This is a genomic window from Burkholderia sp. IO2 (assembly GCF_029522185.1).
Lineage (GTDB): Bacteria > Pseudomonadota > Gammaproteobacteria > Burkholderiales > Burkholderiaceae > Burkholderia > Burkholderia cenocepacia.
In genome coordinates this window covers 88,935-112,123 of record NZ_JAKWFH010000005.1, presented here as the reverse complement: position 1 = coordinate 112,123, position 23,189 = coordinate 88,935, and the positions used below count along the sequence as shown (strand labels likewise).

Genomic DNA, 23,189 nt, shown 5'->3' with positions numbered 1-23,189 from the left:
CTCCTTATTTTCCCTTGACCATCGAATTGAGCAGGCGGCTCAGCATGCCGACGAAGACGAGCGGCGGCAGCGCGAGCAGCACCGTCGACGCGTTGATCACGCCCCACGGCACTTCCTGGCCGAGCGACGTGAACGCGGACGCGACCACCGGCAGCGTCGCGCTGCGCGACGACGTGAGGGCGAGCGCGATCATCAGTTCGTTCCACACCAGCACGAAGCTGAACACGATGCCGCCGAGCAGCGTGCTCGCGCACACCGGCAGCGCGATGTGCCAGAACACCGCGTACGGGCCGTAGCCGTCGAGCGCGGCGGCTTCCTCGATCTCGCGCGGCAGCCGGCGGAACACCGGGATCGACAGCCACGTGATGGTCGACAGCGTGACGAGCAGGTACGTGACGATCATCGACAGCTTGGTGTCGTACAGCCCGAGATCGACCCAGATCGCGATCAACGGCAATGCGACCGCGACGGGCGGCAGGAACCGCAGCGACAGCAGGAAGAACTGGATGTCGCGCTTGCCGCGCACCGGGTAGCGCGCGATCGCATACGCGGCCGGCACGCCGAGCACGGCACCGATCAGCACCGCCGCGCCGACGATCGCGATGCTGTTGCCGAGCCCGATCAGCACTTCGGGGCTCGACAGCACCTGTTCGTAGTTCGCGAGCGTCGGCGTGAAGAAGAAGCGCGGCGTCGGCGTGACGATGTCGAGCAGGTGCTTGAGCGAATTGAGCACGGCCCAGAACAGCGGGAACGCGGCGACGAGCAGGATCGCGCCGGCGATCGCGACGGTGGAAACGGCGGCGGGGCCGCGGCGGGCCATCAGTCGTCCCATTTGTTGACCCTCTTCCAGATGAGCGTGAAGACCAGCGTGGTCGCGACCATCATCAGCACGGCCATGCCCGACGCATACGACACCTTGCCGGCGAGGCCGATGCCCTGCTGGTACGCGTAGAGATCGAGCGTTTCGGTCGCGATGCCGGGGCCGCCCTTGGTCATCACGTAGATCAGGTCGAACGAGCGCAGCGATTCGACCATCTTGATGAACACGAGGCTGACGAGCGGCGCCTTCAGCATCGGCAGCGCGATGTACGCATGCACCTGCCAGGTCGTCGCGTAGTCGAGCCGCGCGGCCTCGAGCGGCTCCGGCGGCAGCGTCTCCAGCAGCTTCAGGATCACGACCGCGAAGAACAGCCCCCACTGCCACACGTCGACGAGCGCGACCGCGTACAGCGCGAGATGCGGATCGGCGAGAAACGCGGTGTGCTCGACGCCGAGCGTGCCGAGCAGCCAGCTCAGGATGCCGGTGAGCGGCGCGTACATGAACTTCCAGATGAACGCGGCCGACACGCGCGGCAGCAGCACCGGCATGATCAGCACCAGCGACGCGAAGCGGCGCCAGCGGCCGTGCACGCGCTCGAACAGGAACACCGCGAGCGCGATCCCGACCAGCACCGCGCCGGCGACCGTGACGACTTCCCACAGCACCGACACCTCGATCGCGTTCAGGAAGCGCCGGTCCGACGCGAGCCGGACGAAGTTGCGCAGGCCGACGTATTCGCTGTCCGGGTAGCGCAGCACGCGGTTGCGCAGCGCGAGATTGATCGCGGCGATCGTCGGGACGAGGCTCAGGACCGCGAGCAGCGCGAGCGTCGGCGCGAGGAACACCCACGGCAGGCTCGTGCGGTCGCGGCGCGCGCGGCCGCGCCGGGCCGACGTGGCGGAAGGGGCCGGGCGGACGCCGAGCGTGCGTCCGCCCGTGCCGTCATTTGCGAGCGCCATGTTCGAGCGCGTCCTTCGCATACTGGTCCGCGTCGTCGAGCGTGCCGCGGATGTCCGTCTGCGTGCCGGTGAACACCTGTTCGAGCGCGATGCCGAGGTTGTCGCCGATATCCGGCCACTGCGGCGTCCGCCAGATCGTCACCTGCGTGACGGGGTTGGTGTCGTTCAGCCCGGCCTGGATCTGCGGCGCGACGTGCTGCTTGAAGTACGGGCTGGCGATCGTGCTGGAGCGGTTGTAGTCGCTGAACACGCCGTTGCGCAGCCGCGCCTGCTCCTGGTCCTTGCTGGTCGCCCACGCGATGAAGCGGCCGGCGGCCATCCGCGTGCAGTCGTCCTTTGCGCCGACCGCCGAGATCGCGAAGCCGTGCCCGTACGCGGCCGACGGCAGCGGCGCGGGCGGCCGCGTATAGCCGACCTTGCCGGCCACGCTCGACTTGCTCGCATCTTCCATCCAGTCCGCGAACGGCGTCGATTCGATCATGAACGCGACCTTGCCCGAGCGGAACGCTTCGAGCGCGTTGCTCCAGTCGTAGGTCGCCGAGCCGGGGGGCGCGTACTTGAACAGGTCGCTGTAGAGCTGCGTGGCCTTCACCGCGGCCGGCGAATTGAACGCGGGCTGGCCGCCCTTGTCGGTCCACGCGCCGCCCATCCCGAGCATGAACGGCGACCAGCGCCACACGTTCATTCCCGAGCCGCGCTGGCCGCGCGCGACCCAGCCGTACAGCTTCGGCGGCGCGTTCAGCTTCCTGATCGCGGCGACGAGCTGGTCGAGCGTCTTCGGCACCGGGATGTGCGCGGCGTCGAGCAGGTCGCGGCGGTAGAACAGGAAGTCGCCGCCGCCGATCAGCGGCGCGAAGTACGCGACGCCGTTGTAGCTCGCGACCGCGCGGCGGCCGGGCAGGAAGTCGTCGTAGTCGTAGTCCTTCGGGTAGTACTTCAGGAGCGGCACGATCCAGTTGGCCGACGCGAATTCGGCGACGTTCGCCTCGTCGACGTAGTAGATCTGGTACGAACCCGCGCCGGTCGACGCGTCGAGCCGCGATTTCGCGCGGCGGTCGTTTTCGCCGAAATAGCTGATCTCGACCTTGGTGCCGTTCTTCTTCTCGTAGTCGGCCAGCGATTTCTCCATCACCGACAGGCCGAGGCTCTTCTGCGCGAGCACCCGAAGGGTCGGCACCTTGCAGGTTTGCGCGGCCGCGACGCCCGGCAGACAGGCGCCGAGCAGCAGGCCGGCTGCGACGATTCGCATCTTGTTCACCCGTGTCTCCTTGATTCTGCTTGTTCGAATGCCGCCGATGACGGCAGGGACAATGGTGTGACGGGGGCGATGCGATCACCACATCAAAAGAATTCGCGAACCGATACTTTTTGCTCAGGTTCGGTCGTGCGATGCACAAAATGTGGTGGTGGGGCGGCGATGGGACCTTTATCGCCGCGGGGCACCTGGTTCAGCCCGCCGCTCGACCAGGTCGGGCGCGAACCGCGCGCGTGAGGGTGTCGCGACGTAACGGCGCCAGGTTACGCCGCGAACCGCTCGCTTTCGGGCGCCGGCACGAGATCGTCCGGCCACTGCACCTCGAACCGCGTGCCGCCCGCGCCGGTCGGCACGCACAGCGCTTCGCCGCGATGGGCATGCGCGATCGCCGCGACGACGGCGAGCCCGAGGCCCGTGCCGCCGGGTTGCGACTCGTCGACGCGCCGGAAAGCCTGGAACACGTGCGGCGCGAACTCGGCCGGGATACCGGGGCCGTCGTCCTCGACGCGCAGCCGGCACATGCCGTCTTCGATGCGGGTCTGGATCCGGATCGCGCCCGGCACTGCGTGGCGGCGTGCGTTTTCCAGCAACGCGAGCAACGCCTGGCGGATGCGCACCGGGTCGCAGCGCATGCGCCGCGGGTCGAGATCGAGCACCGGTTGCTGGCCGGCGGCCTGCAGCGCGTGCGCGAACGCGTCGACTACGGCGCGCACTTCGGCGGCAAGGTCGGTGTCGCGGATCTCGATGCTCAGATGGCCGCTGTCGGCGAGGCTGACCACGCGCAGATCCTCGATCAGCCGCGTCAGCCCTTCGACCTGCACGAGCAGGCTGCGGTACAGCGCATCGCTCGGCGTGAACACACCTTCGGCGAGCCCCTGCAAGCGCCCGCGCAGCACGGTCACGGGCGTGCGCAGCTCGTGCGCGATCGCCGCGTTCCAGAAGGTTTGCTCATCGGTCACGCGCTGCAGTTCGCTCGCGAGCGCGTTGAAGTTGTCGGCGAGCAGCGCCGCTTCCTTCAACGAACGATCGCCGGCGACCGCGCGTGCGCCGAGATCGCCGCGGGCAACGCGGCGGATGCTGTCCGTCACCGAATTCAGCGGCACGAGGATGCGGCGCGACAGGTTGATTGCAACGATGACCGCGATCAACAGGCCGACCAGTGTGGTCGAGGTGATCCACACCCACTCCGGTCCGCTCGGGAGCCAGCTTTCCGGCTTGAACGACTCCGGCGAGTACTGGTACAGCAGGTAGTAGAACGCATAGGCCGTCACGACGATCAGCACCGTGATGCCGAAGGCGATCGCGCCCATCGTCAGCGCGATCTGGCGACTCAGGCCATCGAGTCTCACTCGCCGCTCCACAGTTTGTAGCCGACGCCGCGCACACTGGCCGGTACGCCCGCGACGCCGAGATCGTCGAGTTTCTTGCGCAGCTTGCTGACGTGGCTGTCGACCGTGCGTTCCAGCGCGTCGCCTTCTGGCAGGCAGGTCGCCATCAGCTCGGCGCGGCTGAACACGCGGCGCGGCGCGCGCGCGAGCTGCGCGAGCAGCTTGAATTCGGTGAGCGTCAGCACGAGCGTGTGGCGCACGCCGTCGACTTCGACCGTCGCTTCGTGGTGCTCGAGATCGATCTCGAACGGCGCGGCGCGCAGCACGCGCTGCTCTTCCTGGCGCGCGCCGGCCATCGAACGGCGCAGCACGGCCTGGGCGCGCGCGACGACTTCGGCCGGGTTGAACGGCTTGACCACGTAGTCGTCGGCGCCGATGCGCAGCCCGGTCAGCTTGTCGATGTCCTGGTCTAGTGCGGTCAGCATGATGACCGGCGTGTCGCCGCGATGGCGGATCTCGGCAAGCACCTTCCAGCCGTCGACGTGCGGCATCTGCACGTCGAGCAGCACGAGGTCGGGCTTCAGCGACAGGTGGAGTTCGAGCGCGCGGCGGCCGTCGGCGGCGTGCACGGTGCGCAGGCCGTTGCGCGCGAAATACGCGATCAGGATCTCGGCGATCTCGGGTTCGTCCTCGGCGATGAGGACGAGCGCCTGCGCGCCTTGGCCGGCGCCGGGAGATGAAGGAAATTCGGGCATGGCCACTCGTTCGGATTCAGCGGGGTTCCATCGAATCGCCATACTACCGTACGGCTCTGGCGGTCGAATGGAGACGGGCGGCCATGCCCCGGCGAGACGCCGCGCCAGGGCGGCGCGTACCGTCAGTGCCCGACCGCCTTCAGCAGCGCGGCGGCCGCGAGCTTGCCGACGCCGTTCGATGCGAGCGGGCTGTCGCCCGTGATCAGTTTGCGGTCCTGATGGCAGCGGCCGGTCATGTCCTTGTTCAGCACGCGCGCGCCGAGCTTTTCGAGGCTTTGCGCAACGAGCCACGGCAGCGGGCCCGGCATGTAGCCGATGTCGAGGTTCGGCCCCGTGTCGAGCGCATCCGGAAACACGCAGATCTCGTAGTCCTTGAACGGGTAGTCCTGAGGATCTTCGTCGACGGCGGCCGACAGCAGGCATGCGGGCCCGTGACACAGCGTGATGATGTGCCGGTCGTGGTCGAGCGCCCAGCGCAGCGTGCGCTTGACGTCCTTGCTGTGCGGAATGCCGGCGAGCACGCCGTGGCCGCCGGGAATGAACACCGCGATATACGGCGAATCGGCGCCGGAATGCCGGTCGAGCACGTCGGACAGCTTGAGCGGCGTCTTCAGCTTCGGCAGGTATTTCCGGTAAGTACTCTGCACGGCCTCGTCATCCTGCGGCATCGCCCAGAGTTCGAGTTTGGCCGGGTTACCCGACAGCGTCGCGATGTCGATCTCGAAGCCGGCCTTGTCCATGTGGTGCATCGGCAGCAGCATCTCCACCGGATGGTTGCCGGTCGAGAACATCTTGCCGTTCGTCATCAGGATGTAGCGCTCGTCGGTCGCGATCATCAGGACCTTCCACTTGCCGCCGGTGTACGGATTCGGGTAATCGGCGCCGTCGAAGTCGGTCTTCGACGACGTGTACTGCGACAGCGAATACGGCGACGGGAAATACGCGTTGTTCTCCGCCGGGTCGGCGGCGGGCGTGCGGTCCGTCTGCGTCGTGTCGGAAGTCATGGCTGCTCCTTGCTCGGGGGATGGGTTCGGATGGGGCGGGCGTGGCCGGTGGGCGCCTGCGTGAGTCGTCGCGGCGATTCCGCGGCGGCGACCTGGCGTTCCGGTCATGTCCCGGTCGTGCGGACGGGTATCTCGCAGGGACGATGCGTGTTGCGATGAATCCTACAACGCCGTTCCGCGGCGAACGCCTCCCCGAACGGGTGGGTATCCCGTATTCATCGCCGTGATACGCGTCCGGACGGCTCGCCGCCGGTTTCGACGGGGGCTCGCTCCCCCCGGACAGGGGGGACGCGAAAGCCGGCCGGTCCGGTATCGTGGCCGCACGCTCGACGACCCGACCGGTCGCCCATGGAGACCTTCATGCATTCGTCATACCCGTACCCGCAAGACGAACCGGCGCCGTCCGGCCATGCGTATCCGCTGCTGATCAAGCAGTTGCTTCATGCGCCGCTGGCGACGCGGCCCGAGCAGGAAATCGTGTACGGCGACCGGGTTCGGCACGATTACTGGACGTTCCGGCATCGCATCGGGCAACTCGCGAGCGGACTGTCGTCGATCGGCGTCGGCGCGGGCGACGTCGTCGCCGTGCTGGACTGGGACAGCCATCGCTACCTGGAGTGCTACCACGCGATCCCGATGATGGGCGCGGTGCTGATGACCGCCAATGTCCGGCTGTCGCCCGACCAGTTGCTGTATACGCTCGACCATTCGGGCGCGCGCGTCGTGCTGGTGCACCGCGACTTCCTGCCGTTGTGGGCGGGCATGCGCGACCGGCTCGACACCGTGCGGCACGTCGTGCTGATCGCCGACGGCGATGAAGCCGGTTTGCCGGACGGTTTCACCGACGAATACGAGGCGCTCGTCGCGGCCGGTTCGCCCGATTTCGCGTTCCCCGATTTCGACGAGCAGACCCGCGCGACGACGTTCTACACGACCGGCACCACCGGCCTGCCGAAGGCGGTGGCGTTCACCCATCGGCAGCTCGTGCTGCACACGCTCGCGGGCATGGCGGCGTTGTCGAGCGCGCGCGATCGCGGCCGCGTGCATCGCGACGACGTCTACATGCCGATCACGCCGATGTTCCATGTGCACGCCTGGGGAATGCCGTACATCGCGACCGCGCTCGGGCTCAAGCAGGTCTATCCGGGCCGTTATTCGCCGGACGGATTGGTCGCGCTGATCGTGCGCGAAGCGGTGACGTTCTCGCATTGCGTGCCGACGCTGCTCGCGATGATTCTCGACAGCCCGGCGTCGGCGGCGGCCGACCTGTCGGCGTGGAAGGTGATCGTCGGCGGCTCGCCGCTGTCCGACGGCCTGGCGCGGGCGGCGCTCGCGCGCGGGATCGAGGTCTACACCGGATACGGGATGTCGGAAACCTGCCCGCTGATGACCATCGCGCAGATCGACCCGCCGCGCGCGGCCGGCGGCGCATCGGCCGACGACGACATCGCGCGCCGGACGAAGGCGGGGCTGCCGTTGCCGCTCGTCGACCTGCGTATCGTCGATGCGCAGTTTCGCGACGTGCCGCACGACGGCCGCTCGGCCGGCGAGGTCGTCGTACGGATGCCGTGGGCGACGCAAGGCTATCTGGGCGATGCGCCGGCGTCGGCGGCGCTGTGGGCCGGCGGCTATCTGCATACGAACGACATCGGCGTGATCGATCCCGACGGCCGGCTGCAGATCACCGACCGCATCAAGGACGTGATCAAGACGGGCGGGGAATGGGTCTCGTCGCTCGAACTCGAGAGCATCCTGTCGCGTCATCCGGCCGTGCGCGAATCGGCGGTGATCGGCGTGAAGGATGCACGCTGGGGCGAGCGTCCGCTCGCGCTGGTCGTGCTGACCGACGAGCAGGTCGGCCGCGTCGAGCCGGAGGAATTGAAAGCGCATGTGAAGCAAGTGGCCGACCGCGGGCTGATCTCGCGCTATGCGGTGCCGGAGCGGCTGCTGATCGTCGACGCGATCGAGAAGACGAGCGTCGGGAAGATCAACAAGCGCGCGTTGCGCGAGCGCTACCAGCCCGACTGAGCGGCGCGCGCCCGGCCGTCGAAGACGCCGGCGGTCAGGACGAGGCGACTTCCCCGCCCGGGGTAACCCCCCGAATGGGGGGCTGAACATCGCGCGCCGGTTCGAGAACAATGCGGGTCCCGTGTCGCGGCCGATACGCGCACTGCGCACCCACGCCGGTACGGACATCACCTACCTTTGACGGCCGGCGTCGAATCGTTATGCTGTTTTCGGCGCACGGCGAGACCGGGCCCGGCCGGCGGCTTCGCCGGCCGGGCCGGCGGACACGCGATCAGCGCGAGGAGAACACGAACAGCATGGCGCCGACGGACAGCAGACAACCGGCTCGCCCGCCGGACACCGATGCGATCGAAGTGCTGGTGCGCACCAAGCTGGCGCCGGCGTCGGCCCGCGGCATCGTGGCGCGCATCGCGCGGCTCGGCCGGCTCAGGCGCGGCCTCGACCGTCGGCTGACGCTCGTGAGCGCGCCGGCCGGATATGGCAAGACCACGCTGCTGGCGGAATGGCGCCATGCGCTGGTGGCGTCGGACGTGAAAGTCGCGTGGGTGAGTCTCGACCAGGACGACGACAACGCGTCGATCTTCGCGTCCTACGTGGTCGCCGCGATCGTCGACGCAACCGGCGGTGTCGGCGCCCGAGCGCAGCAGTTGTTGCGCGATCGCGCGCTGATTCCGCTGAAGACCGTCTTCGACGAACTGCTCAACGAACTGGACAGCGCGGGCGTCGACCTGTTCCTGATGCTCGACGACTTCGATCGCCTCGCGTCGCCGGTCATTCACGACGCGATGTTCGACCTGCTGCGCTACGCGCCGTCGAACCTGCACGTCGTGCTGGCGTGCCGCTCGGTACCCGCGCTGCCGCTCAGCTATTTCGAATCGCGCGACGAACTCGTGCGGGTGGACGAGCACGACCTGCGTTTCGACGACACGGAGACGCGTGCGTTCTTCGAGCGGGTGGCCGGCAAGCCGCTCAATGCGGACAACGTCGCGCGTCTGCGCGCGGCGACCGAAGGCTGGGTGTCGGGCCTGCAACTGGCGGCCCTGGCGCTGCACGACGACAGCGACGCGGCGCGCGTGGCCGAGCAGGTCAGCCACGCGCGTGCCGGCATTGCCGCGTACCTGAACGACAACGTGATGACGCAGGTACCGGACGCGATCCGCCACTTCCTGCTGCATACGGCGGTGCTCGACCGGATGACGCCGGCGCTGTGCGATGCGCTGACCGGCCGCGACGATGCGCTCGATTGCCTCGAATGGCTGAATGCGCACAACCTGTTCATCCGGTCGATCGACGGTGACCGCCGGCGCTACCGCTATCACGCGCTGTTCCTGCAATACCTGCGGGAGGAACTGGCGCTGCGCGAGCCCGGCGCGGTGGCCACGCTGCATCGTCGCGCGAGCGCCTGGTACGCGGCCGAGCGGCAATGGCCGGACGCCGTCAGGCACGCGCTCGCGGCGGGCGACTTCGACGCGGCGGCCGGCTGGGTCGAGGCGTGCGCGATGAAGCTCATCGCGTCGAGCGACGTGCGCACGGTGCTCGACTGGGTGTCGCGCCTGCCCGCGCAGGCGCTGGCGGGCCGCCTGCGGTTGCGGATCGCGCATACGTGGGCGCTCGCGCTGTCGATGCAGATGGTCGAGGCGCGCCGCGCGCTGGAAGCGCTGGAAGCCGACATCGCGGCCGGGCGACTCGATACCGATGCCGTCACGGCGACCGAACTGTTGGCCGTGCGCTCGCTGATCGCCGGGCTGTCGGATCACAGCATCGAATCGCTGCAGCTCGGCGAGCGCGTGCTCGCGGCCGCGCCGCCGGCCGGTTCGTGGGTCGAGCAGATCGGGCAGACGACGCTGATCTTCGGGCTCGGCTACGCGGGCCGCCTCGGCGACGTGCGGGATCTCGGCGCGCGCGCGGAACACGCGGCGTCCGGACACGAGCCGCTTTACGCGAACGTGTACCGCCAGAACATGTCGGGCCTGGCCGAGTTCGTCGCGGGCCGGCTGCACGACGCGTCGAAGACGTTCGAGGCGGCGCTGCGGGCCGCCGAACGATCGGCGGGACGCCTGTCGGCGGCGACGGCGCTGTCGGCCGGCTATCTGTCGGCGATCTATTACGAATGGAACGACTGGGCGAAGGTGCGCGACGCGCAGGCCGATCGCTTCGACATCGCGATGCAGGCGTGCTCGCTCGGGCCGTTGCTGAGGTTCATGCAGACGGCCGCGCTGCTGCAATTCCAGTCGGGAAACGATGCGCGCGCGCACGACATGCTCGACGAAGCCGATCGCGTCGCGTGCAGCCGGCAATGGCTGCGGCTGCGCGTCGCGTGCATGGCGACCGGTATCCGGCTGCATCTGGCCGCCGGCAAGCCGACGCAAGCCCATCGCGTGGGGCGGGCGCTGGCGTCGCTGGTGTCGCCCGTGCCGCCGGACGAAGCGTCGAGCCACGTCGAGACGTGGCAGATGGCGCAATCCGCGCAGGCCAGGCTGCTGCTCGCCGATGCGCGCGCGAGCGAGGCGGCCCAACGCATGGCGACCGTGCACGCGGTGCTGGCCGCACGCGGGTTCGACTGGTTCGCGGCGCAGGCGGCCGTGCTGCTTGCGATCGCGCTCGACCAGGCGGGCGACGAAAGCGCGGCGCTCGCGGCGTTGGCGCGCGCGCTCGAATACGGCCAGGGCAACGGACTCGTCCGAACCTTCGTCGACGAAGGGGCCGCGGCCGAGCGCCTGCTGGCGCGCTTACACAAGCGTGCCGACCGCTTTCCGGCGGTCGGCGCATGGTATCTGCGCGATCTGGCCCGTGCGTTCGACGGGCAGCGGCAATCGAACGCCACGCCCGCCACACGGCAGGGTGGGGCCGGCAACCTCAGCGCACGGGAAGTCGAGATCCTCGACTACGTCGCGCGCGGCCTGTCGAACAAGGAAATCGCCCGTGCGCTGCGGGTCGCGCCGGAGACGATCAAGTGGCACCTGAAGAACGTCTTCGAGAAGCTCAACGTGACGTCGCGCATCCAGGCTGTGCGCAGCGGGCTGGCGCTCGATCCGTCGCGGGTGCGGCGCGACGACGAATGACCGGCTGACGCGCTGCCGCCCGCGTCAGCGGTGTGCGGCGAACGCGGCCACGATCTCGTCGATCGCCGCGCGAATGCGCGCGGTGTGGCGCAGGTCGCGGTGCGTGACGAGCCAGACCTCGTACGGCGACTGCCGCATGCGGTCCGGCCAGATGCGCGTGAGCCCGTCGCGCTCGCCCATGTGGACGGGAATCTCGCCGACGCCGAGACCCGCGCGCAGCGCCGCGCGCATCATCAGGTTCGAGTTCGTGCGCGTGACGATGCGCCCGCCGTCGATCGGTTCGCCGGCGAGGGTCGGCTTGCGGCTGGCGTCGATGTACGGCTGGTAGACGACGAGATCGTGACCCGCGAACGCGCGGCCGCGCTCGGGCTCGCCGTGCCGGTGCAGATAGTCGGGCGACGCGAACAGGCCCATGTCCCAGCACGCCAGCCGGCGTGCGACCAGATCGGGGTTCTCGGGCCGCACGGTGCGGATGGCGATATCGGCTTCGCGCTTCGCGAGATTCAGGATGTGGGTCGACGTGTTCAGCGCGACGGAGACGTCGGGATGTTTCGCGTGCAGCCGTGCGATCGACGGCATCACGAACTCGATCGCGAGCGCGTCGGTCGTCGTGATCTTCACCTCGCCGGCGAGCCGCCGGTCGACCCCGTGCGTCAGCCGCACCAGCTCGTGCGCGTGCTGCTCCATCGCCTCGGCGGCGCGCAGCGCCAGTTCGCCGACCGGCGTGGGCAGATAGCCTTTCGACGAGCGCAGGAACAGCGTCGCGCCGAGCATGTGCTCGAGCGTCGCGAGCCGCCGCCCGACCGTCGCCTGATCGACGCCGAGCGTCTGCGCCGCGCGGCGCAGCGTGCGTTCGCGATGGATCGCGAGAAAGACGCGCGCGTCGTCCCAGTTCATCGTGTGTCCCGACTGATGCATTTTTGCATTCCCCGACCGGTAAATCGCTGCGTGCCCGCCAGCGGCATCGCCCATAGACTGGCTTCACACACATGGCGATGCCGCGATTCGCGGATGGCCCGCGAATCGGCCGAGCATCGACGAACGTTGAGGATCATATCGTGATTGATGACGCGAACCCCCTTCCCACCCACATGACCGCGATCGAAATCGTGCGTCCCGGCGGCCCCGACGTGCTCGTGCCGGCGACCCGCACCGTACCGGTGCCAGGCCCCGACGACGTGCTGATCCGGATTCATGCGGCCGGCGTCAACGGCCCGGACGTGTTCCAGCGCAAGGGGCTGTACGATCCGCCGCCTGGCGCGTCCGACATTCCCGGCCTCGAGATCGCCGGCGAAATCGTCGCGGTCGGGCGCGACGTCACGCGGTTCGCCGTCGGCGATCGCGTCTGCGCGCTGATTCCCGGCGGCGGCTACGCGGAATACGCGGTGGCGAACGAGAGCAACACGCTCGCGATTCCCGACGGCCTCGGGATGGCCGAGGCGGCGGCGCTGCCGGAGACCTTCATGACGGTCTGGCTGAACCTGTTTCAGCGCGGCCGGTTGTCGCCCGGCGAAAGCGTGCTGATCCACGGCGGCGCGTCGGGCATCGGCACGACGGCGACGATGCTGGCGAAGGCGTTCGGCGCGTCGACGATCATCACGACCGTCGGGTCGGACGCGCAACGCGACGCGAGCATGCGGCTCGGCGCGGATCTCGCGATCGACTATCGCAGCGAGGATTTCGTCGAGGCGGTCGCGCGCTTCACGGGCGGCAAGGGCGTCGACGTGATCGTCGACATCATCGCGGGCGACTACGTCGCGCGCAATTTCGCGGCCGCCGCGATGAACGGGCGCATCGTGCAGATCGGCGTGATCAATGGCCCCGCGAAGGCGCTCGACCTGTTTCCGATGCTGACGAAGCGGCTCACGCACATCGGCTCGACGCTGCGCTCGCGCACATACGCGGAGAAGGCGCAGATCATTCGCGAGCTCGAGGAGGCCGTGTGGCCGCTGATCCGGCAAGGCACGGTCAAGCCTCGGGTCTATCGGCTGTTCGATCTGCGCGACGCCCGTGCGGCGCACGAGCTGATGGATTCGGGGCGACATATCGGCAAGATCGTGCTGGCGACGCGGGCCGCGGAGGGATCGCTGCGGGCCGCCGTCGACGCAAACGCCAAGCATTCCACATGATCGGCCTACCCTTCAGCCCCCCGGTCGGGGGGGCTGAAGCCGCGGCGGGGATGGTCCGACAATCGGGGCACCGAATGCGTCGCCGCGCCCCGTCGGCGCGTCGCGTGGATGCAGCACCGGACTGGACGATGAGTCGAAATGGACATGCTCGAGAACATGCGGACGTTCGTTCGCGTCGTGCAGGCCGGCAGCTTCTCCGCCGTGGCGAAGCAGACCGATGTCGCGACCGCCCAGGTGTCGAGGGCCGTCGCGAGCCTGGAAGCGTATGCGCAGATTCGTCTGTTGAACCGGACCACCCGGAAAATCGCGCTGACCGACAGCGGACGCCGCTATTTCGAGCGCCTGCAATCGATCCTCGGCGATGTCGACCAGGCGAACGCCGAGGCGAGGAACGCGCTGGTCCGCCCGTACGGACGCCTGCGCGTGCATACGATGCCGGGGCTCGGGCAGAGCCATGTCACCGCGTCGGCCGTCGCCTACCGGGCGCGCTTTCCCGACGTCGCCATCGAGATGACCTATTCGCAGCGGATGCCCAATCTCGTCGAGGAGGGCTACGACGTGTCGGTCGTCACGGCCGCGAGCCTGCCGGACTCCGCGTGCATCGCGCATTCGTGCGGCACGTCCTTCAGCGTGCTGGTCGCGTCGCCGGCCTACCTCGCCCGCCACGGCGCGCCGGCCGTGCCCGCCGACCTGGCGCGCCATACCTGCCTGCGCCTCGATACGCCGGCGGAAGCGAACGGCGAATGGCTGCTGCACGGCGCGGGCGGCCAGGCGGTGTCGCATGCGGTCACGGCCGCGCCGTTCCACGCGAATGCGCCGGAGGCGATGTCGATCGCGCTGCGCGCGGGGCTGGGCATCGGTTCGCTCGCGATCTATTCGGCGATCGACGACCTGCGCACCGGGCGGCTCGTGCGCGTGCTGCCGGACTACCGGTTGACGATGCTCGACGTGTACGCGATGTATGCGTCGCGTCGCTTCCTGGACGCGAAGGTCCGCACCTTCGTCGAGCATCTGCGCTTGGGGTTGTCGCCCGCGCTGAAAGCCGACGCCCGCGCGCTCGACGCGCTCGCGGCGCCGCGCGGCTGCGAGCGTGCCCGTGCCCGTGCGGTGGCCGGTGTCACGGCCTGACGGCCGGCCCATCCGTCGTATCCGTTGTACCCGTTCGTTCCTGTCGAGGAGAATCCGATGAAGTCCCGTTTTGCAATCGTCGTTGCAGGTTTCGTTGCGTTGTCGCCGCTGGCCGGTCAAGCGCAGTCCGCCGCACCCACCGCGCCCGCCGAGCAGGCGGCATCGGCGGCCGCGTCGCCGCGAGCGGCGAAGAAGGCCGAACGCGCGGCCGACCGCGCATTCGCGAAGAAGGTTCGGCAGGCCATCGCGAGGGCGCCCGGCGTGGGCAATGCGCAGGTCACCGTGTTCGCGAAGGCGAAGACGGGCGACGTGACACTGGCCGGGCAGATCGCCGACGAGTCGCAGGACCGGGCCGCGGTGGACGCGGCCCGCCAGGTACCGGGCGTGACGTCGGTGAAGAGCAAGCTCCAGTTACGCCTGGAGGGTGGCCAGTAACGGGTAGGGTTGACGGCATCGGATGCATGTCTTTGCGGGTCTCGTCGTGTAAAGAATCCACGGCGAAGGCTCGGGAAGGCACGCACCCGTGCCGGCTGCGACGCGTCCCGCCGGTGGCAGGGGCGTCAGATGCGACCGAGCAGCACCAGTATCACGACAATGACGACGATCAGCCCGACGGTCCCCGATGGCCAGTAGCCCCAGCTTCGGCTGTGCGGCCATGCAGGAAATGCTCCGATGAGCAGCAGAATCAGAACGATGATGAGGATCGTACCGAGCATCGCATCCCTCCTGGATTTATTCGACACGGTGTCGGCTGTCGCAATTCGCGTGCCGCGAGGCGACGATCGTTCCGTAGGGCGCCGCTGCCGCATCGGACGGTGCGCGGCGGGCGACCGGGATTATGCGCCGGCCTCCGTGCCGGCGGTGTCCGGCCAGAGCAGGGCCTGGGCGACGACGACGTGATCGCCGTTGAAGGTGGCGGCGGGCGAGCCGTACAGGCGATAGCCGAGCGCCAGCGCATCCGACACGCGGTGGCAAAACGTGGCGTCGTCCTTGCCCGTCAGCAAGCGATAGCGGGGCAGGTCGTTGGGTGGGGAAGACGACATGGGCGGGACTCCTGTGAAGGGGGCGGATCGGGCAGTATAAGTCGGGCAAACCCACGCCATCTGCGAAGGCAGGGGCATTTACATCATGAATGCTCGTTCATTCAACAAATAAATTTTAAAAATGGCCGCCCGCTCGCTATGCTGAATCCTTCACTCAGGCGGGCATGCAATGGCTGAACTCTTTCTGGTACGGCACGGGCAGGCGTCGTTCGGCACCGACGACTACGACCGGCTTTCCGCGGCGGGCGACCAGCAGGGCGTCTGGCTCGGCGAATATTTCGCGCGGCAGGGCCTGACGTTCGACCGCGTGATCTGCGGCACGATGAACCGCCATGCGCAGACGGTCGCCGCGATCCTGCGCGGGATGGGCCGCGAAGGCGTCGCGGTGGACCGCCATTCGGGCCTGAACGAATACGATTTCCACGGGCTGTTCGCGGCCGCCGCCAGCGACTACCCGGAGATCGCGCGGCTCGCGGCCGGCTCGATGAAGGAACATTTCCGCGCGCTCCGGCAGGTGCTGCAGCTGTGGACCGAGGACAAGCTCGGCGAGGCGGCTCCCGAAACCTGGGCCCATTTCCAGCAGCGCGTGGCCGACGCGCGCGCGGCGATCCGCGCAGGCGGCGGCCAGCGCGTACTGGCGGTGAGCTCCGGCGGCCCGATCGCGGTCACCGTGCAGCAGGTGCTCGGGGCCCCGCCGTCGAGCGCGATCGCGCTGAACCTGCAGATCCGCAACAGCAGTCTTTCGCAGTTTTTCTTCAACGCCGAGGCGTTCCACCTCGCGTCGTTCAACGGCATCCCGCATCTGGAGGATCCCGAACGACACGCGCTGCGCACCTACGGCTGACCCACGAACGATCGCGACGATGACGAACCCTTCCCAGCAACTCGACGTAGCCCGCCTCACGCGCTATCTGGAAACGCACGTGCCGGGCTTCGAAGGCCCGGTCGACACGGAGAAGTTTGCCGGCGGCCAGTCGAATCCGACTTTCCTGCTGAATGCGAAGAGCGGCCGCTACGTGCTGCGCCGCCAGCCGCCGGGCGAACTGCTGAAATCCGCGCACGCGGTCGACCGCGAATTCCGCGTGCTGACCGCGCTGTCGGGCACCGCGGTGCCGGTCGCGCACCCGTATCACCTGTGCGAAGACCGCGACGTGATCGGCAGCCTGTTCTACGTGATGAGTTTCGAGGATGGCCGGATCTTCTGGGATCCCGCGCTGCCCGAACTGCCGAAGGCCGAGCGCGCGACCTGCTACGACGCGCTGCTGCAGACGATGGCCGCGCTGCACGACGTCGATGTCGATGCGGTGGGCCTCGCCGACTACGGCCGCCCGGGCAACTACTTCGAACGCCAGATCGGCGTGTGGACGAAGCAGTATCGCGCGGCCGAAACCGGCCGCCTCGACGCGATGGAGACGCTGATCGACTGGCTGCCGAAAGCATGCCCCGAGGACACGGGCCGGCCGGCGCTGGTGCACGGCGATTTCCGGATCGACAACCTGATGTTCGCGCGCGACGGCTATCGCGTGCAGGCCGTGCTCGACTGGGAGCTGTCGACGCTCGGCAACCCGCTCGCCGATCTCGCGTATTTCTGCATGTGCCTGCGGCTGCCGTCGGGCGGCCAGGTGCGCGGGCTCGCGGGCCAGGATCGCGCGGCGCTCGGGATTCCCGACGAAGCGGCGATCGTCGCGCGCTACTGCGAACTGCGCGGCATCGCGCCGATCCGCGACTGGCATTTCTACCTCGCCTTCAGTTTCTTCCGGCTCGCGGCGATCGCGCAGGGCGTGAAGGCGCGCGCGTTGCAGGGCAACGCATCGAGCGAGCAGGCGCTGCGCGTCGGCGAAATGGCCGGCCGGCTGGCCGAACTGGCCGTCGGCGTGATCGACGCGCATCGCTGAACGCGACGCTGGCGCAGGCAGCGCCGCGCCGCGGCACGAACAACCACATCAATGGAGGAGCACAGCAACATGGCAACGAATCTGTTCGACCTGACGGGCAAGATCGCACTGGTGACAGGCGCGAGCCGCGGCATCGGCGAGGAAATCGCCAAGCTGCTCGCGGAGCAGGGCGCGCACGTGATCGTGTCGAGCCGCAAGCTCGACGACTGTCAGGCCGTGGCCGACGCGATCGTCGCGGCGGGCGGCCGCGCCGAGGCGCTGGCGTGCCACGTCGGGCGCCTGGAGGACATCGCCGCGACGTTCGAGCACATCCGCGGCAAGCACGGCCGCCTCGACATCCTCGTGAACAACGCCGCTGCGAACCCGTATTTCGGGCACATCCTCGATACCGATCTCGCCGCGTACGAGAAGACCGTCGACGTGAACATCCGCGGCTACTTCTTCATGTCGGTCGAGGCCGGCAAGCTGATGAAGACGCACGGCGGCGGCGCGATCGTCAACACGGCGTCGGTGAACGCGCTGCAGCCGGGCGACCGGCAAGGCATCTACTCGATCACGAAGGCGGCCGTCGTCAACATGACGAAGGCGTTCGCGAAGGAATGCGGGCCGCTCGGCATCCGCGTGAACGCGCTACTGCCGGGGTTGACGAAGACGAAGTTCGCGGGCGCGCTGTTCGCGGACAAGGACATCTACGAAACCTGGATGACGAAGATCCCGCTGCGCCGCCACGCGGAGCCGCGCGAGATGGCCGGCACCGTGCTGTATCTCGTGTCGGACGCGGCGAGCTACACGAACGGCGAATGCATCGTCGTCGACGGCGGCCTGACGATCTGAGCGCGCGATGAAACTGGACAGCTACGCCGGCCAGGCCGTGATGATCACCGGCGCCGCGAGCGGCTTCGGCGCGCTGCTCGCGAGCGAACTCGCCGCGATGGGTGCGCGGCTCGCGCTCGGCGACCTGAACGGCGATGCGCTCGAACGCGTGGCCGCGCCGCTGCGCGCGGCCGGCACCGACGTGATCGCGCGGCGCTGCGACGTGCGCGTCGAAACGGAGGTCGCCGCGCTGGTGCAGGAAGCCGTCGCGCGCTTCGGGCGGCTCGACGTCGGCATCAACAACGCGGGCATCGCGCCGCCGATGAAGGCGCTGATCGACACCGACGAAGCCGATCTCGACCTGAACTTCGCGGTGAACGCCAAGGGCGTGTTCTTCGGGATGAAGCACCAGATCCGTCAGATGCTCGCGCAGCGCGAAGGCGTGATCCTGAACGTCGCGTCGATGGCCGGGCTCGGCGGCGCGCCGAAGCTGGCCGCGTATGCGGCATCGAAACATGCGGTGGTCGGGCTCACGAAGACGGCCGCGCTCGAATACGCGCGCCATGGCATCCGCGTGAATGCGGTGTGCCCGTTCTACAGCACGACGCCGATGGTCACCGACAGCGAGATCGGCGAGCGCCAGGATTTTCTGGCGCAGGGCTCGCCGATGAAGCGGCTCGGCCGGCCCGACGAAATCGTCGCGACGATGCTGATGCTGTGCGCGAAGGACAACACGTATCTGACCGGGCAGGCCGTCGCCGTCGACGGCGGCGTCTCGGCCTTCTGAACCGAACGAACGGAAACACGGAAATCTCGAGGAGTCGATCATGGACTTTGGCTACACCCCGAAAGTGGAAGCACTGCGCGAACGCGTGAGCGCATTCATGGATGCGCACATCGTGCCGCGCATTCGCCAGTGGAACGACGACGTGCACGCGGGCCAGTATCCGGTGTCGTTCATGGAGGAACTGAAGGAACGCGCGAAGGCGGAAGGGCTGTGGAACCTGTTCCTGCCGCACCTGAAGGACGACGAGCCGGGGATGGGCCTGACGAACCTCGAATATGCGCCGCTCGCCGAGATCATGGGGCGCGTGAGCTGGGCGTCGGAAGTGTTCAACTGCAATGCGCCGGACACCGGCAACATGGAGCTGCTGCACATGTTCGCGACGCCCGAGCAGCGCGAACAGTGGCTGCTGCCGCTGCTGCGCGGGGAAATCCGCTCGGCGTTCGCGATGACGGAGCCCGACGTCGCGTCGTCGGATGCGACCAACATCACGACGCGCATCGAGCGTATCGGCGACGAGTACGTGATCAACGGCCGCAAGTGGTTCATCACGAACGCCGCGCATCCGAACTGCAAGATCTTCATCGTGATGGGCAAGACCGATCCCGAGGCCGAGTCGCACCAGCAGCAGAGCATGATCCTCGTGCCGCGCGACACGCCGGGCGTGACGGTCGTGCGCAACATCACGGTGGTCAATCACCACGCGCCGGAAGGACACTGCGAGATCACGTTCGACAACGTGCGCGTGCCGGCGCGCAACCTGCTCGGCGAGGAAGGCAGCGGCTTCGCGCTCGCGCAGGCGCGTCTCGGGCCGGGCCGCATCCACCACTGCATGCGCTCGATCGGCGCGGCTGAGCTGGCGCTGGAGCTGATGGTCGACCGCGCGCAGTCGCGCGTCGCGTTCGGCAAGCCGCTGAACCGGCACGGCACGGTCGGCGAATGGATCGCGCGCTCGCGTATCGAGATCGACCAGGCACGCCTCTTGGTGCTGAAGGCCGCGTGGATGATCGACAAGGTCGGCGCGAAGGCCGCGCGCAAGGAAATCTCGATGATCAAGGCGCTCGTGCCGACCGTCTACACGGACGTGTGCGACCGCGCGATGCAGGTATTCGGCGCGGCTGGCCTGAGCCCCGATACGCCGCTGGCCGACCTGTGGACCTGGGGCCGCGCGCTGCGCTTCGCCGACGGCCCGGATGAGGTGCACCTGCAGGCCATCGCGCGGATGGAGATCAAGGACGGCGAACCCGGCGCGACGGCGCCGTACCTGACGCCGCCGCCGCGCGGCTGAGCGCCGTGCCGCACGGGAGCGCAACGTGGGTGAACGGGAGGCGCACGCCGTATTAAGATGCCGGCAAGGAGATCCGGCGATGCGCCTTTCGAAGATTGATCTGAACCTGTTCGTCGTATTCGAGGCGATCTACAACAAGCGCAACCTGACGCGCGCGGCCGAGGTGCTGAACCTCACGCAGCCGGCCGTCAGCAACGCGCTGGCGCGGCTGCGCAAGACGCTGAACGATCCGCTGTTCGTCAGCACGCCGGCCGGGATGATGCCGACGCCGATGGCCGAGAACATCGTCGGCCGCGTGCGCGAGGCGCTGCAACTGCTCGATTCGAGCGCGCATGAAGGCGACGTGTTCGACCCGGCTTCGTCCGAGCGCGTGTTCCGGCTCAGCATGAGCGACCTGACCGAGGCGCTGCTGCTGCCCGCGCTCGGCGAACTGCTGCAGACGCATGCGCCCGGCATGCACGTGCGCAGCTATACGATGGACCGCCGCGAAGTCGCGACCGCGCTCGCGAACGGCTCGGTCGACATCGCGATCGACGCGCCGCTGATCGGCGATCCGCATCTGCACCAGGCGCTGCTGGTGCAGGACCGCTACGCATGCATGATCCGCGACGATCACCCGTTCAACGGCGACACGCTGACCATGGACGACTACCTGTCGATGGGCCACATCCACGTGTCGAGCCGCCGCAAGGGCAGCGGGCACGTCGACGCGGAACTGACGCGGCTCGGGCTGCGCCGCAATATCCAGATGCGCGTGCAGCACTACATGGTCGCGCCGCTGATCGCGATGCGAAGCGATCTCGCGCTGACGGCGCCGCTGCGGCTGCTGCAGCGCTATCCGGCGCGCATTCTGGAATTGCCGTTCGAGATGCCGGGGCTCGACTACTTCTGCTACTGGCATCGCAGCGCCGATCAGGATCAGGGCAGCCAGTGGCTGCGCGAGCAATTGATGACGCTGATGGGCGGGATCGGCGAGGTGCGGTGACGTGCGCGCAGGCGGCTCAATACGATTCGTCGTCGAAGCGTGACGATGCGGGCCGGCGTTTCATGTCCTTCAACCAGTTCCTGACCTGATCCGGATCCTCGAACTCGCGCAGCGTGACGGTCAAATCCTGGTTGCTCCGCTGCATGCCGGCGATGTCGCGCGCAAGCATGCGCAGCACGGTATCGGGCGCGACCTTGGTGGACGGCGCGATCCCGTACGTGCGCCGGAAGTCGTGCTCGACGTGCACGATCTCCTGATCGAGTTCGCGCAGCTGTTCCTCCAGGATGCCGTTGTAGCGCGTGAGCCGCGCTTCGCCGAGACCGTCGATCGCACGCCGGTCGATCTGTTCGATTTCCAGCTGCAGTTCGAGCAACTGGAGCAGATTGCCTTTCTCGTAGGCACGGTTGACCCGCTGCATCAGCACGGTCTTGCGTTGCTGCTCCTGCGGATCGGGTTCGCGATCGGGGTGCAGCGCGCTGGCCAGCTTGCGATAGATCTCGCGGATCGATTTGCTCGATTCGGCCTGCTCGGCTTCGATCCGGGCCTGCGCGGCCGATTGCTTCGGTGCCTTCTTGCGCTTGGCGCGCTGCGCCTCGCGGGCCGCATGGGCGGCCATGTCGCGCTCGAACTGGGCGTCGAGTTCAGCCTGCATGCGTGCCGCGAGTTCGTCGGGCGACAGCGTGTCGAGATCTTCTGGCGGTTGCGGCTCGGGTTCCTGTTCCCGTCCCGGTTTGGCGGGCTCGGGAGCGCCTGCCGCGTGGCCGGTGTGCGCGGGTCCGGCATGCCGGTCGTAGATGATTTTCAACGTCGCGTCGTCGCTGACGTCGAGCAAATCGCGCGCCATGTCGACGATCAGGTCCGACAGCGTGCGCTGCTCGGCCTTGCTCAGGCCCTTCTGCAGGAACGCGTCGTCGAGCAGATGGATCAGCCGGATGCGCAGCGCAGTCGCTTCCTGTTCGAGCGGCAGCAGAGCGTCGACGAACTTCTTCTGGAACGCCGGCATCACGGCTTCCCACGCGCCGAGCCGCTCGCGCCGCGTCTCGATCTGCTTGACGAGCGTATTGAACGTTTGCTGGGCTTTCGACAGGCTGGCTGTCTCGTGGCCGGGTGCGATGGCGACCGCGGCACCGCGACGTGCGGTCATGATGAGTGTCCTCCGGCCGCGGCGGGACGCGCGGCAGGCCGGTATTTTAGCCGCATGCCCGCGGGGCGGCGCGGAGTTGGGGGCTTCCTCCCGGTGACCGGCGGCGCGTCAGTGCGCCACGGCCGCCGCTGCCGGCGCGCCGGAATCCGAACCCGGTGCGCCGTTCGGGCCGTAGCCCGCTTCGGCATTCTTGTGTTCGGCGAGGCGCTTCGCGGCCAGGCGTTCCTGCGCGGCGACGATGTCGTCCGGATAGCTGTCGCCGTCGCCGATCGACGGGTTGTAGCCGACCGATTCGAGGTCCAGCAACTCCTGGCGCACTTGCGCGCGGGTGAGCGTCGAGTGGGACGACGACTGCGCGTACGACAGGGTCGGTGCGGCAAGCAGCGCGGTGGCGGTAGTGGTGACGGCGGCGATGGTAACGATGAGCGATTTCACGATTTCCTCAGACGGTTTCGTTGCGATTCGGCGTACCTGCGGCAGGCCGCCAGATCGATGGAGCAAGTTTAGGAACCCGGAACGGCCGGATAAACGGCGATTCCTGGCGAGCTGTGTTCCAGAATGCGTGAGAGTGCGCAATGCGCATGCCGGGGCGATCACGCATCGGCGATGGCTGCGGCGGTGCTTGCCGCATGGGCCGTTCCTGACGCGTGTGGTGAGGCGACCCTGATTGCATCAATCGTGTCGCTCGGGACGGCCCGGCTCAGCGGCAGGTGCGTGCATCGGTCGCGAGGCCAATGATCCGGCATGCGGCCGGAGCGACCGGTCGGCG

General features: G+C 68.3%; 22 protein-coding genes. 11 read left to right on the top strand and 11 right to left on the bottom strand.

The genetic code is table 11. The features are described from left to right. Positions 1-4: 4 nt before the first annotated feature. From MMB92_RS04725 to hchA, 6 genes are all read right to left on the bottom strand, one after another. Entirely contained in the window at positions 5-832 is an 828-nt protein-coding gene (locus MMB92_RS04725; protein WP_006482351.1) for a carbohydrate ABC transporter permease, read from the bottom strand. Next, positions 820-1,779 (bottom strand): sugar ABC transporter permease, encoded by a 960-nt coding sequence (locus MMB92_RS04720; RefSeq protein ID WP_006482286.1) that lies wholly within the window; start codon positions 1,777-1,779, stop codon positions 820-822. The genes MMB92_RS04725 and MMB92_RS04720 overlap by 13 nt, the downstream gene beginning before the upstream one ends. Continuing rightward, on the bottom strand, positions 1,763-3,037 hold the full coding sequence (locus MMB92_RS04715) for a sugar ABC transporter substrate-binding protein (RefSeq protein ID WP_006482338.1): 1,275 nt from the start codon (positions 3,035-3,037) through the stop codon (positions 1,763-1,765). The genes MMB92_RS04720 and MMB92_RS04715 overlap by 17 nt, the downstream gene beginning before the upstream one ends. 260 nt (positions 3,038-3,297) lie before the next feature. Beyond that, positions 3,298-4,383 (bottom strand): ATP-binding protein, encoded by a 1,086-nt coding sequence (locus MMB92_RS04710; RefSeq protein WP_006494550.1) that lies wholly within the window; start codon positions 4,381-4,383, stop codon positions 3,298-3,300. Then, positions 4,380-5,117, bottom strand: coding sequence for a response regulator (locus MMB92_RS04705; RefSeq protein WP_006482275.1), 738 nt, complete (start codon positions 5,115-5,117; stop codon positions 4,380-4,382). The genes MMB92_RS04710 and MMB92_RS04705 overlap by 4 nt, the downstream gene beginning before the upstream one ends. 122 nt (positions 5,118-5,239) lie before the next feature. Continuing rightward, positions 5,240-6,121 carry a glyoxalase III HchA gene (gene hchA, locus MMB92_RS04700; protein WP_200062103.1) on the bottom strand — a complete coding sequence of 294 codons (882 nt, stop codon included), beginning with the start codon at positions 6,119-6,121 and terminating at the stop codon, positions 5,240-5,242. A gap of 360 nt (positions 6,122-6,481) precedes the next feature. Here hchA and MMB92_RS04695 point away from each other — a divergent pair, with 360 nt between their 5' ends. Both MMB92_RS04695 and MMB92_RS04690 read left to right on the top strand, forming a co-directional pair. Beyond that, complete coding sequence (locus MMB92_RS04695) at positions 6,482-8,149, top strand: fatty acid--CoA ligase (RefSeq protein WP_200062104.1); 1,668 nt, start codon at positions 6,482-6,484, stop codon at positions 8,147-8,149. A 296-nt stretch (positions 8,150-8,445) separates the two neighbouring features. Then, the gene (locus tag MMB92_RS04690; RefSeq protein WP_277562569.1) at positions 8,446-11,211 is read left to right on the top strand and encodes a LuxR C-terminal-related transcriptional regulator; all 2,766 of its coding nucleotides are present in this window, start codon (positions 8,446-8,448) and stop codon (positions 11,209-11,211) included. Between the two features lie 24 nt (positions 11,212-11,235). Here the strand turns inward: MMB92_RS04690 and MMB92_RS04685 are convergent, their stop codons facing one another. Further along, positions 11,236-12,108 carry a LysR family transcriptional regulator gene (locus MMB92_RS04685; RefSeq protein ID WP_058903558.1) on the bottom strand — a complete coding sequence of 291 codons (873 nt, stop codon included), beginning with the start codon at positions 12,106-12,108 and terminating at the stop codon, positions 11,236-11,238. Between the two features lie 92 nt (positions 12,109-12,200). Between MMB92_RS04685 and MMB92_RS04680 the strand changes: the two genes are divergently transcribed. The 3 genes from MMB92_RS04680 to MMB92_RS04670 all read left to right on the top strand — a co-directional run bounded on the left by MMB92_RS04680 (position 12,201) and on the right by MMB92_RS04670 (position 14,903). After that, entirely contained in the window at positions 12,201-13,340 is a 1,140-nt protein-coding gene (locus tag MMB92_RS04680) for an NAD(P)H-quinone oxidoreductase (RefSeq protein WP_200062106.1), read from the top strand. A 138-nt stretch (positions 13,341-13,478) separates the two neighbouring features. Then, positions 13,479-14,468: a LysR family transcriptional regulator gene (locus tag MMB92_RS04675; RefSeq protein ID WP_200062107.1), complete on the top strand. Its 990-nt coding sequence runs from the start codon at positions 13,479-13,481 to the stop codon at positions 14,466-14,468. 57 nt (positions 14,469-14,525) lie between these two features. Then, complete coding sequence (locus tag MMB92_RS04670; RefSeq protein WP_059720944.1) at positions 14,526-14,903, top strand: BON domain-containing protein; 378 nt, start codon at positions 14,526-14,528, stop codon at positions 14,901-14,903. A gap of 125 nt (positions 14,904-15,028) precedes the next feature. On the opposite strand, the gene MMB92_RS04665 is transcribed toward MMB92_RS04670, so the two are convergent. Together MMB92_RS04665 and MMB92_RS04660 are read right to left on the bottom strand one after the other, a co-directional pair. Further along, on the bottom strand, positions 15,029-15,184 hold the full coding sequence (locus MMB92_RS04665; protein WP_006483086.1) for a DUF3309 family protein: 156 nt from the start codon (positions 15,182-15,184) through the stop codon (positions 15,029-15,031). Positions 15,185-15,304: 120 nt separating this feature from the next. After that, entirely contained in the window at positions 15,305-15,511 is a 207-nt protein-coding gene (locus tag MMB92_RS04660) for a DUF1737 domain-containing protein (RefSeq protein ID WP_023474879.1), read from the bottom strand. Positions 15,512-15,680: 169 nt separating this feature from the next. Here MMB92_RS04660 and MMB92_RS04655 point away from each other — a divergent pair, with 169 nt between their 5' ends. From MMB92_RS04655 to MMB92_RS04630, 6 genes are all read left to right on the top strand, one after another. Then, positions 15,681-16,355 (top strand): histidine phosphatase family protein, encoded by a 675-nt coding sequence (locus MMB92_RS04655; RefSeq protein ID WP_200062108.1) that lies wholly within the window; start codon positions 15,681-15,683, stop codon positions 16,353-16,355. Between the two features lie 19 nt (positions 16,356-16,374). Continuing rightward, positions 16,375-17,406, top strand: a complete 1,032-nt coding sequence (locus MMB92_RS04650) for a phosphotransferase (RefSeq protein WP_006483113.1) — start codon at positions 16,375-16,377, stop codon at positions 17,404-17,406. A gap of 69 nt (positions 17,407-17,475) precedes the next feature. Then, positions 17,476-18,240 carry an SDR family oxidoreductase gene (locus tag MMB92_RS04645; protein ID WP_043886545.1) on the top strand — a complete coding sequence of 255 codons (765 nt, stop codon included), beginning with the start codon at positions 17,476-17,478 and terminating at the stop codon, positions 18,238-18,240. 7 nt (positions 18,241-18,247) lie between these two features. Beyond that, on the top strand, positions 18,248-19,006 hold the full coding sequence (locus MMB92_RS04640) for a glucose 1-dehydrogenase (protein ID WP_200062109.1): 759 nt from the start codon (positions 18,248-18,250) through the stop codon (positions 19,004-19,006). Between the two features lie 40 nt (positions 19,007-19,046). Then, entirely contained in the window at positions 19,047-20,291 is a 1,245-nt protein-coding gene (locus tag MMB92_RS04635) for an acyl-CoA dehydrogenase family protein (RefSeq protein ID WP_212157538.1), read from the top strand. Positions 20,292-20,370: 79 nt separating this feature from the next. After that, positions 20,371-21,276 (top strand): LysR family transcriptional regulator, encoded by a 906-nt coding sequence (locus MMB92_RS04630; protein WP_006483110.1) that lies wholly within the window; start codon positions 20,371-20,373, stop codon positions 21,274-21,276. 16 nt (positions 21,277-21,292) lie between these two features. Here MMB92_RS04630 and MMB92_RS04625 read toward each other — a convergent pair whose 3' ends face one another. Beyond that, on the bottom strand, positions 21,293-22,420 hold the full coding sequence (locus MMB92_RS04625) for a J domain-containing protein (protein WP_006483103.1): 1,128 nt from the start codon (positions 22,418-22,420) through the stop codon (positions 21,293-21,295). A 108-nt stretch (positions 22,421-22,528) separates the two neighbouring features. Then, on the bottom strand, positions 22,529-22,855 hold the full coding sequence (locus MMB92_RS04620) for a DUF4148 domain-containing protein (protein WP_006483102.1): 327 nt from the start codon (positions 22,853-22,855) through the stop codon (positions 22,529-22,531). Positions 22,856-23,189: the final 334 nt, after the last annotated feature.

Coding starts and splice junctions, on each gene's coding strand:
- MMB92_RS04725 (WP_006482351.1), bottom strand. CDS start 832: ATGGGACGACTGATGGCCCGCCGCGGCCCCGCCGCCGTTTCCACCGTC.
- MMB92_RS04720 (WP_006482286.1), bottom strand. CDS start 1,779: ATGGCGCTCGCAAATGACGGCACGGGCGGACGCACGCTCGGCGTCCGC.
- MMB92_RS04705 (WP_006482275.1), bottom strand. CDS start 5,117: ATGCCCGAATTTCCTTCATCTCCCGGCGCCGGCCAAGGCGCGCAGGCG.
- hchA (WP_200062103.1), bottom strand. CDS start 6,121: ATGACTTCCGACACGACGCAGACGGACCGCACGCCCGCCGCCGACCCG.
- MMB92_RS04695 (WP_200062104.1), top strand. CDS start 6,482: ATGCATTCGTCATACCCGTACCCGCAAGACGAACCGGCGCCGTCCGGC.
- MMB92_RS04690 (WP_277562569.1), top strand. CDS start 8,446: ATGGCGCCGACGGACAGCAGACAACCGGCTCGCCCGCCGGACACCGAT.
- MMB92_RS04685 (WP_058903558.1), bottom strand. CDS start 12,108: ATGAACTGGGACGACGCGCGCGTCTTTCTCGCGATCCATCGCGAACGC.
- MMB92_RS04680 (WP_200062106.1), top strand. CDS start 12,201: ATGGCGATGCCGCGATTCGCGGATGGCCCGCGAATCGGCCGAGCATCG.
- MMB92_RS04675 (WP_200062107.1), top strand. CDS start 13,479: ATGGACATGCTCGAGAACATGCGGACGTTCGTTCGCGTCGTGCAGGCC.
- MMB92_RS04670 (WP_059720944.1), top strand. CDS start 14,526: ATGAAGTCCCGTTTTGCAATCGTCGTTGCAGGTTTCGTTGCGTTGTCG.
- MMB92_RS04665 (WP_006483086.1), bottom strand. CDS start 15,184: ATGCTCGGTACGATCCTCATCATCGTTCTGATTCTGCTGCTCATCGGA.
- MMB92_RS04660 (WP_023474879.1), bottom strand. CDS start 15,511: ATGTCGTCTTCCCCACCCAACGACCTGCCCCGCTATCGCTTGCTGACG.
- MMB92_RS04655 (WP_200062108.1), top strand. CDS start 15,681: ATGGCTGAACTCTTTCTGGTACGGCACGGGCAGGCGTCGTTCGGCACC.
- MMB92_RS04650 (WP_006483113.1), top strand. CDS start 16,375: ATGACGAACCCTTCCCAGCAACTCGACGTAGCCCGCCTCACGCGCTAT.
- MMB92_RS04645 (WP_043886545.1), top strand. CDS start 17,476: ATGGCAACGAATCTGTTCGACCTGACGGGCAAGATCGCACTGGTGACA.
- MMB92_RS04640 (WP_200062109.1), top strand. CDS start 18,248: ATGAAACTGGACAGCTACGCCGGCCAGGCCGTGATGATCACCGGCGCC.
- MMB92_RS04635 (WP_212157538.1), top strand. CDS start 19,047: ATGGACTTTGGCTACACCCCGAAAGTGGAAGCACTGCGCGAACGCGTG.
- MMB92_RS04630 (WP_006483110.1), top strand. CDS start 20,371: ATGCGCCTTTCGAAGATTGATCTGAACCTGTTCGTCGTATTCGAGGCG.
- MMB92_RS04625 (WP_006483103.1), bottom strand. CDS start 22,420: ATGACCGCACGTCGCGGTGCCGCGGTCGCCATCGCACCCGGCCACGAG.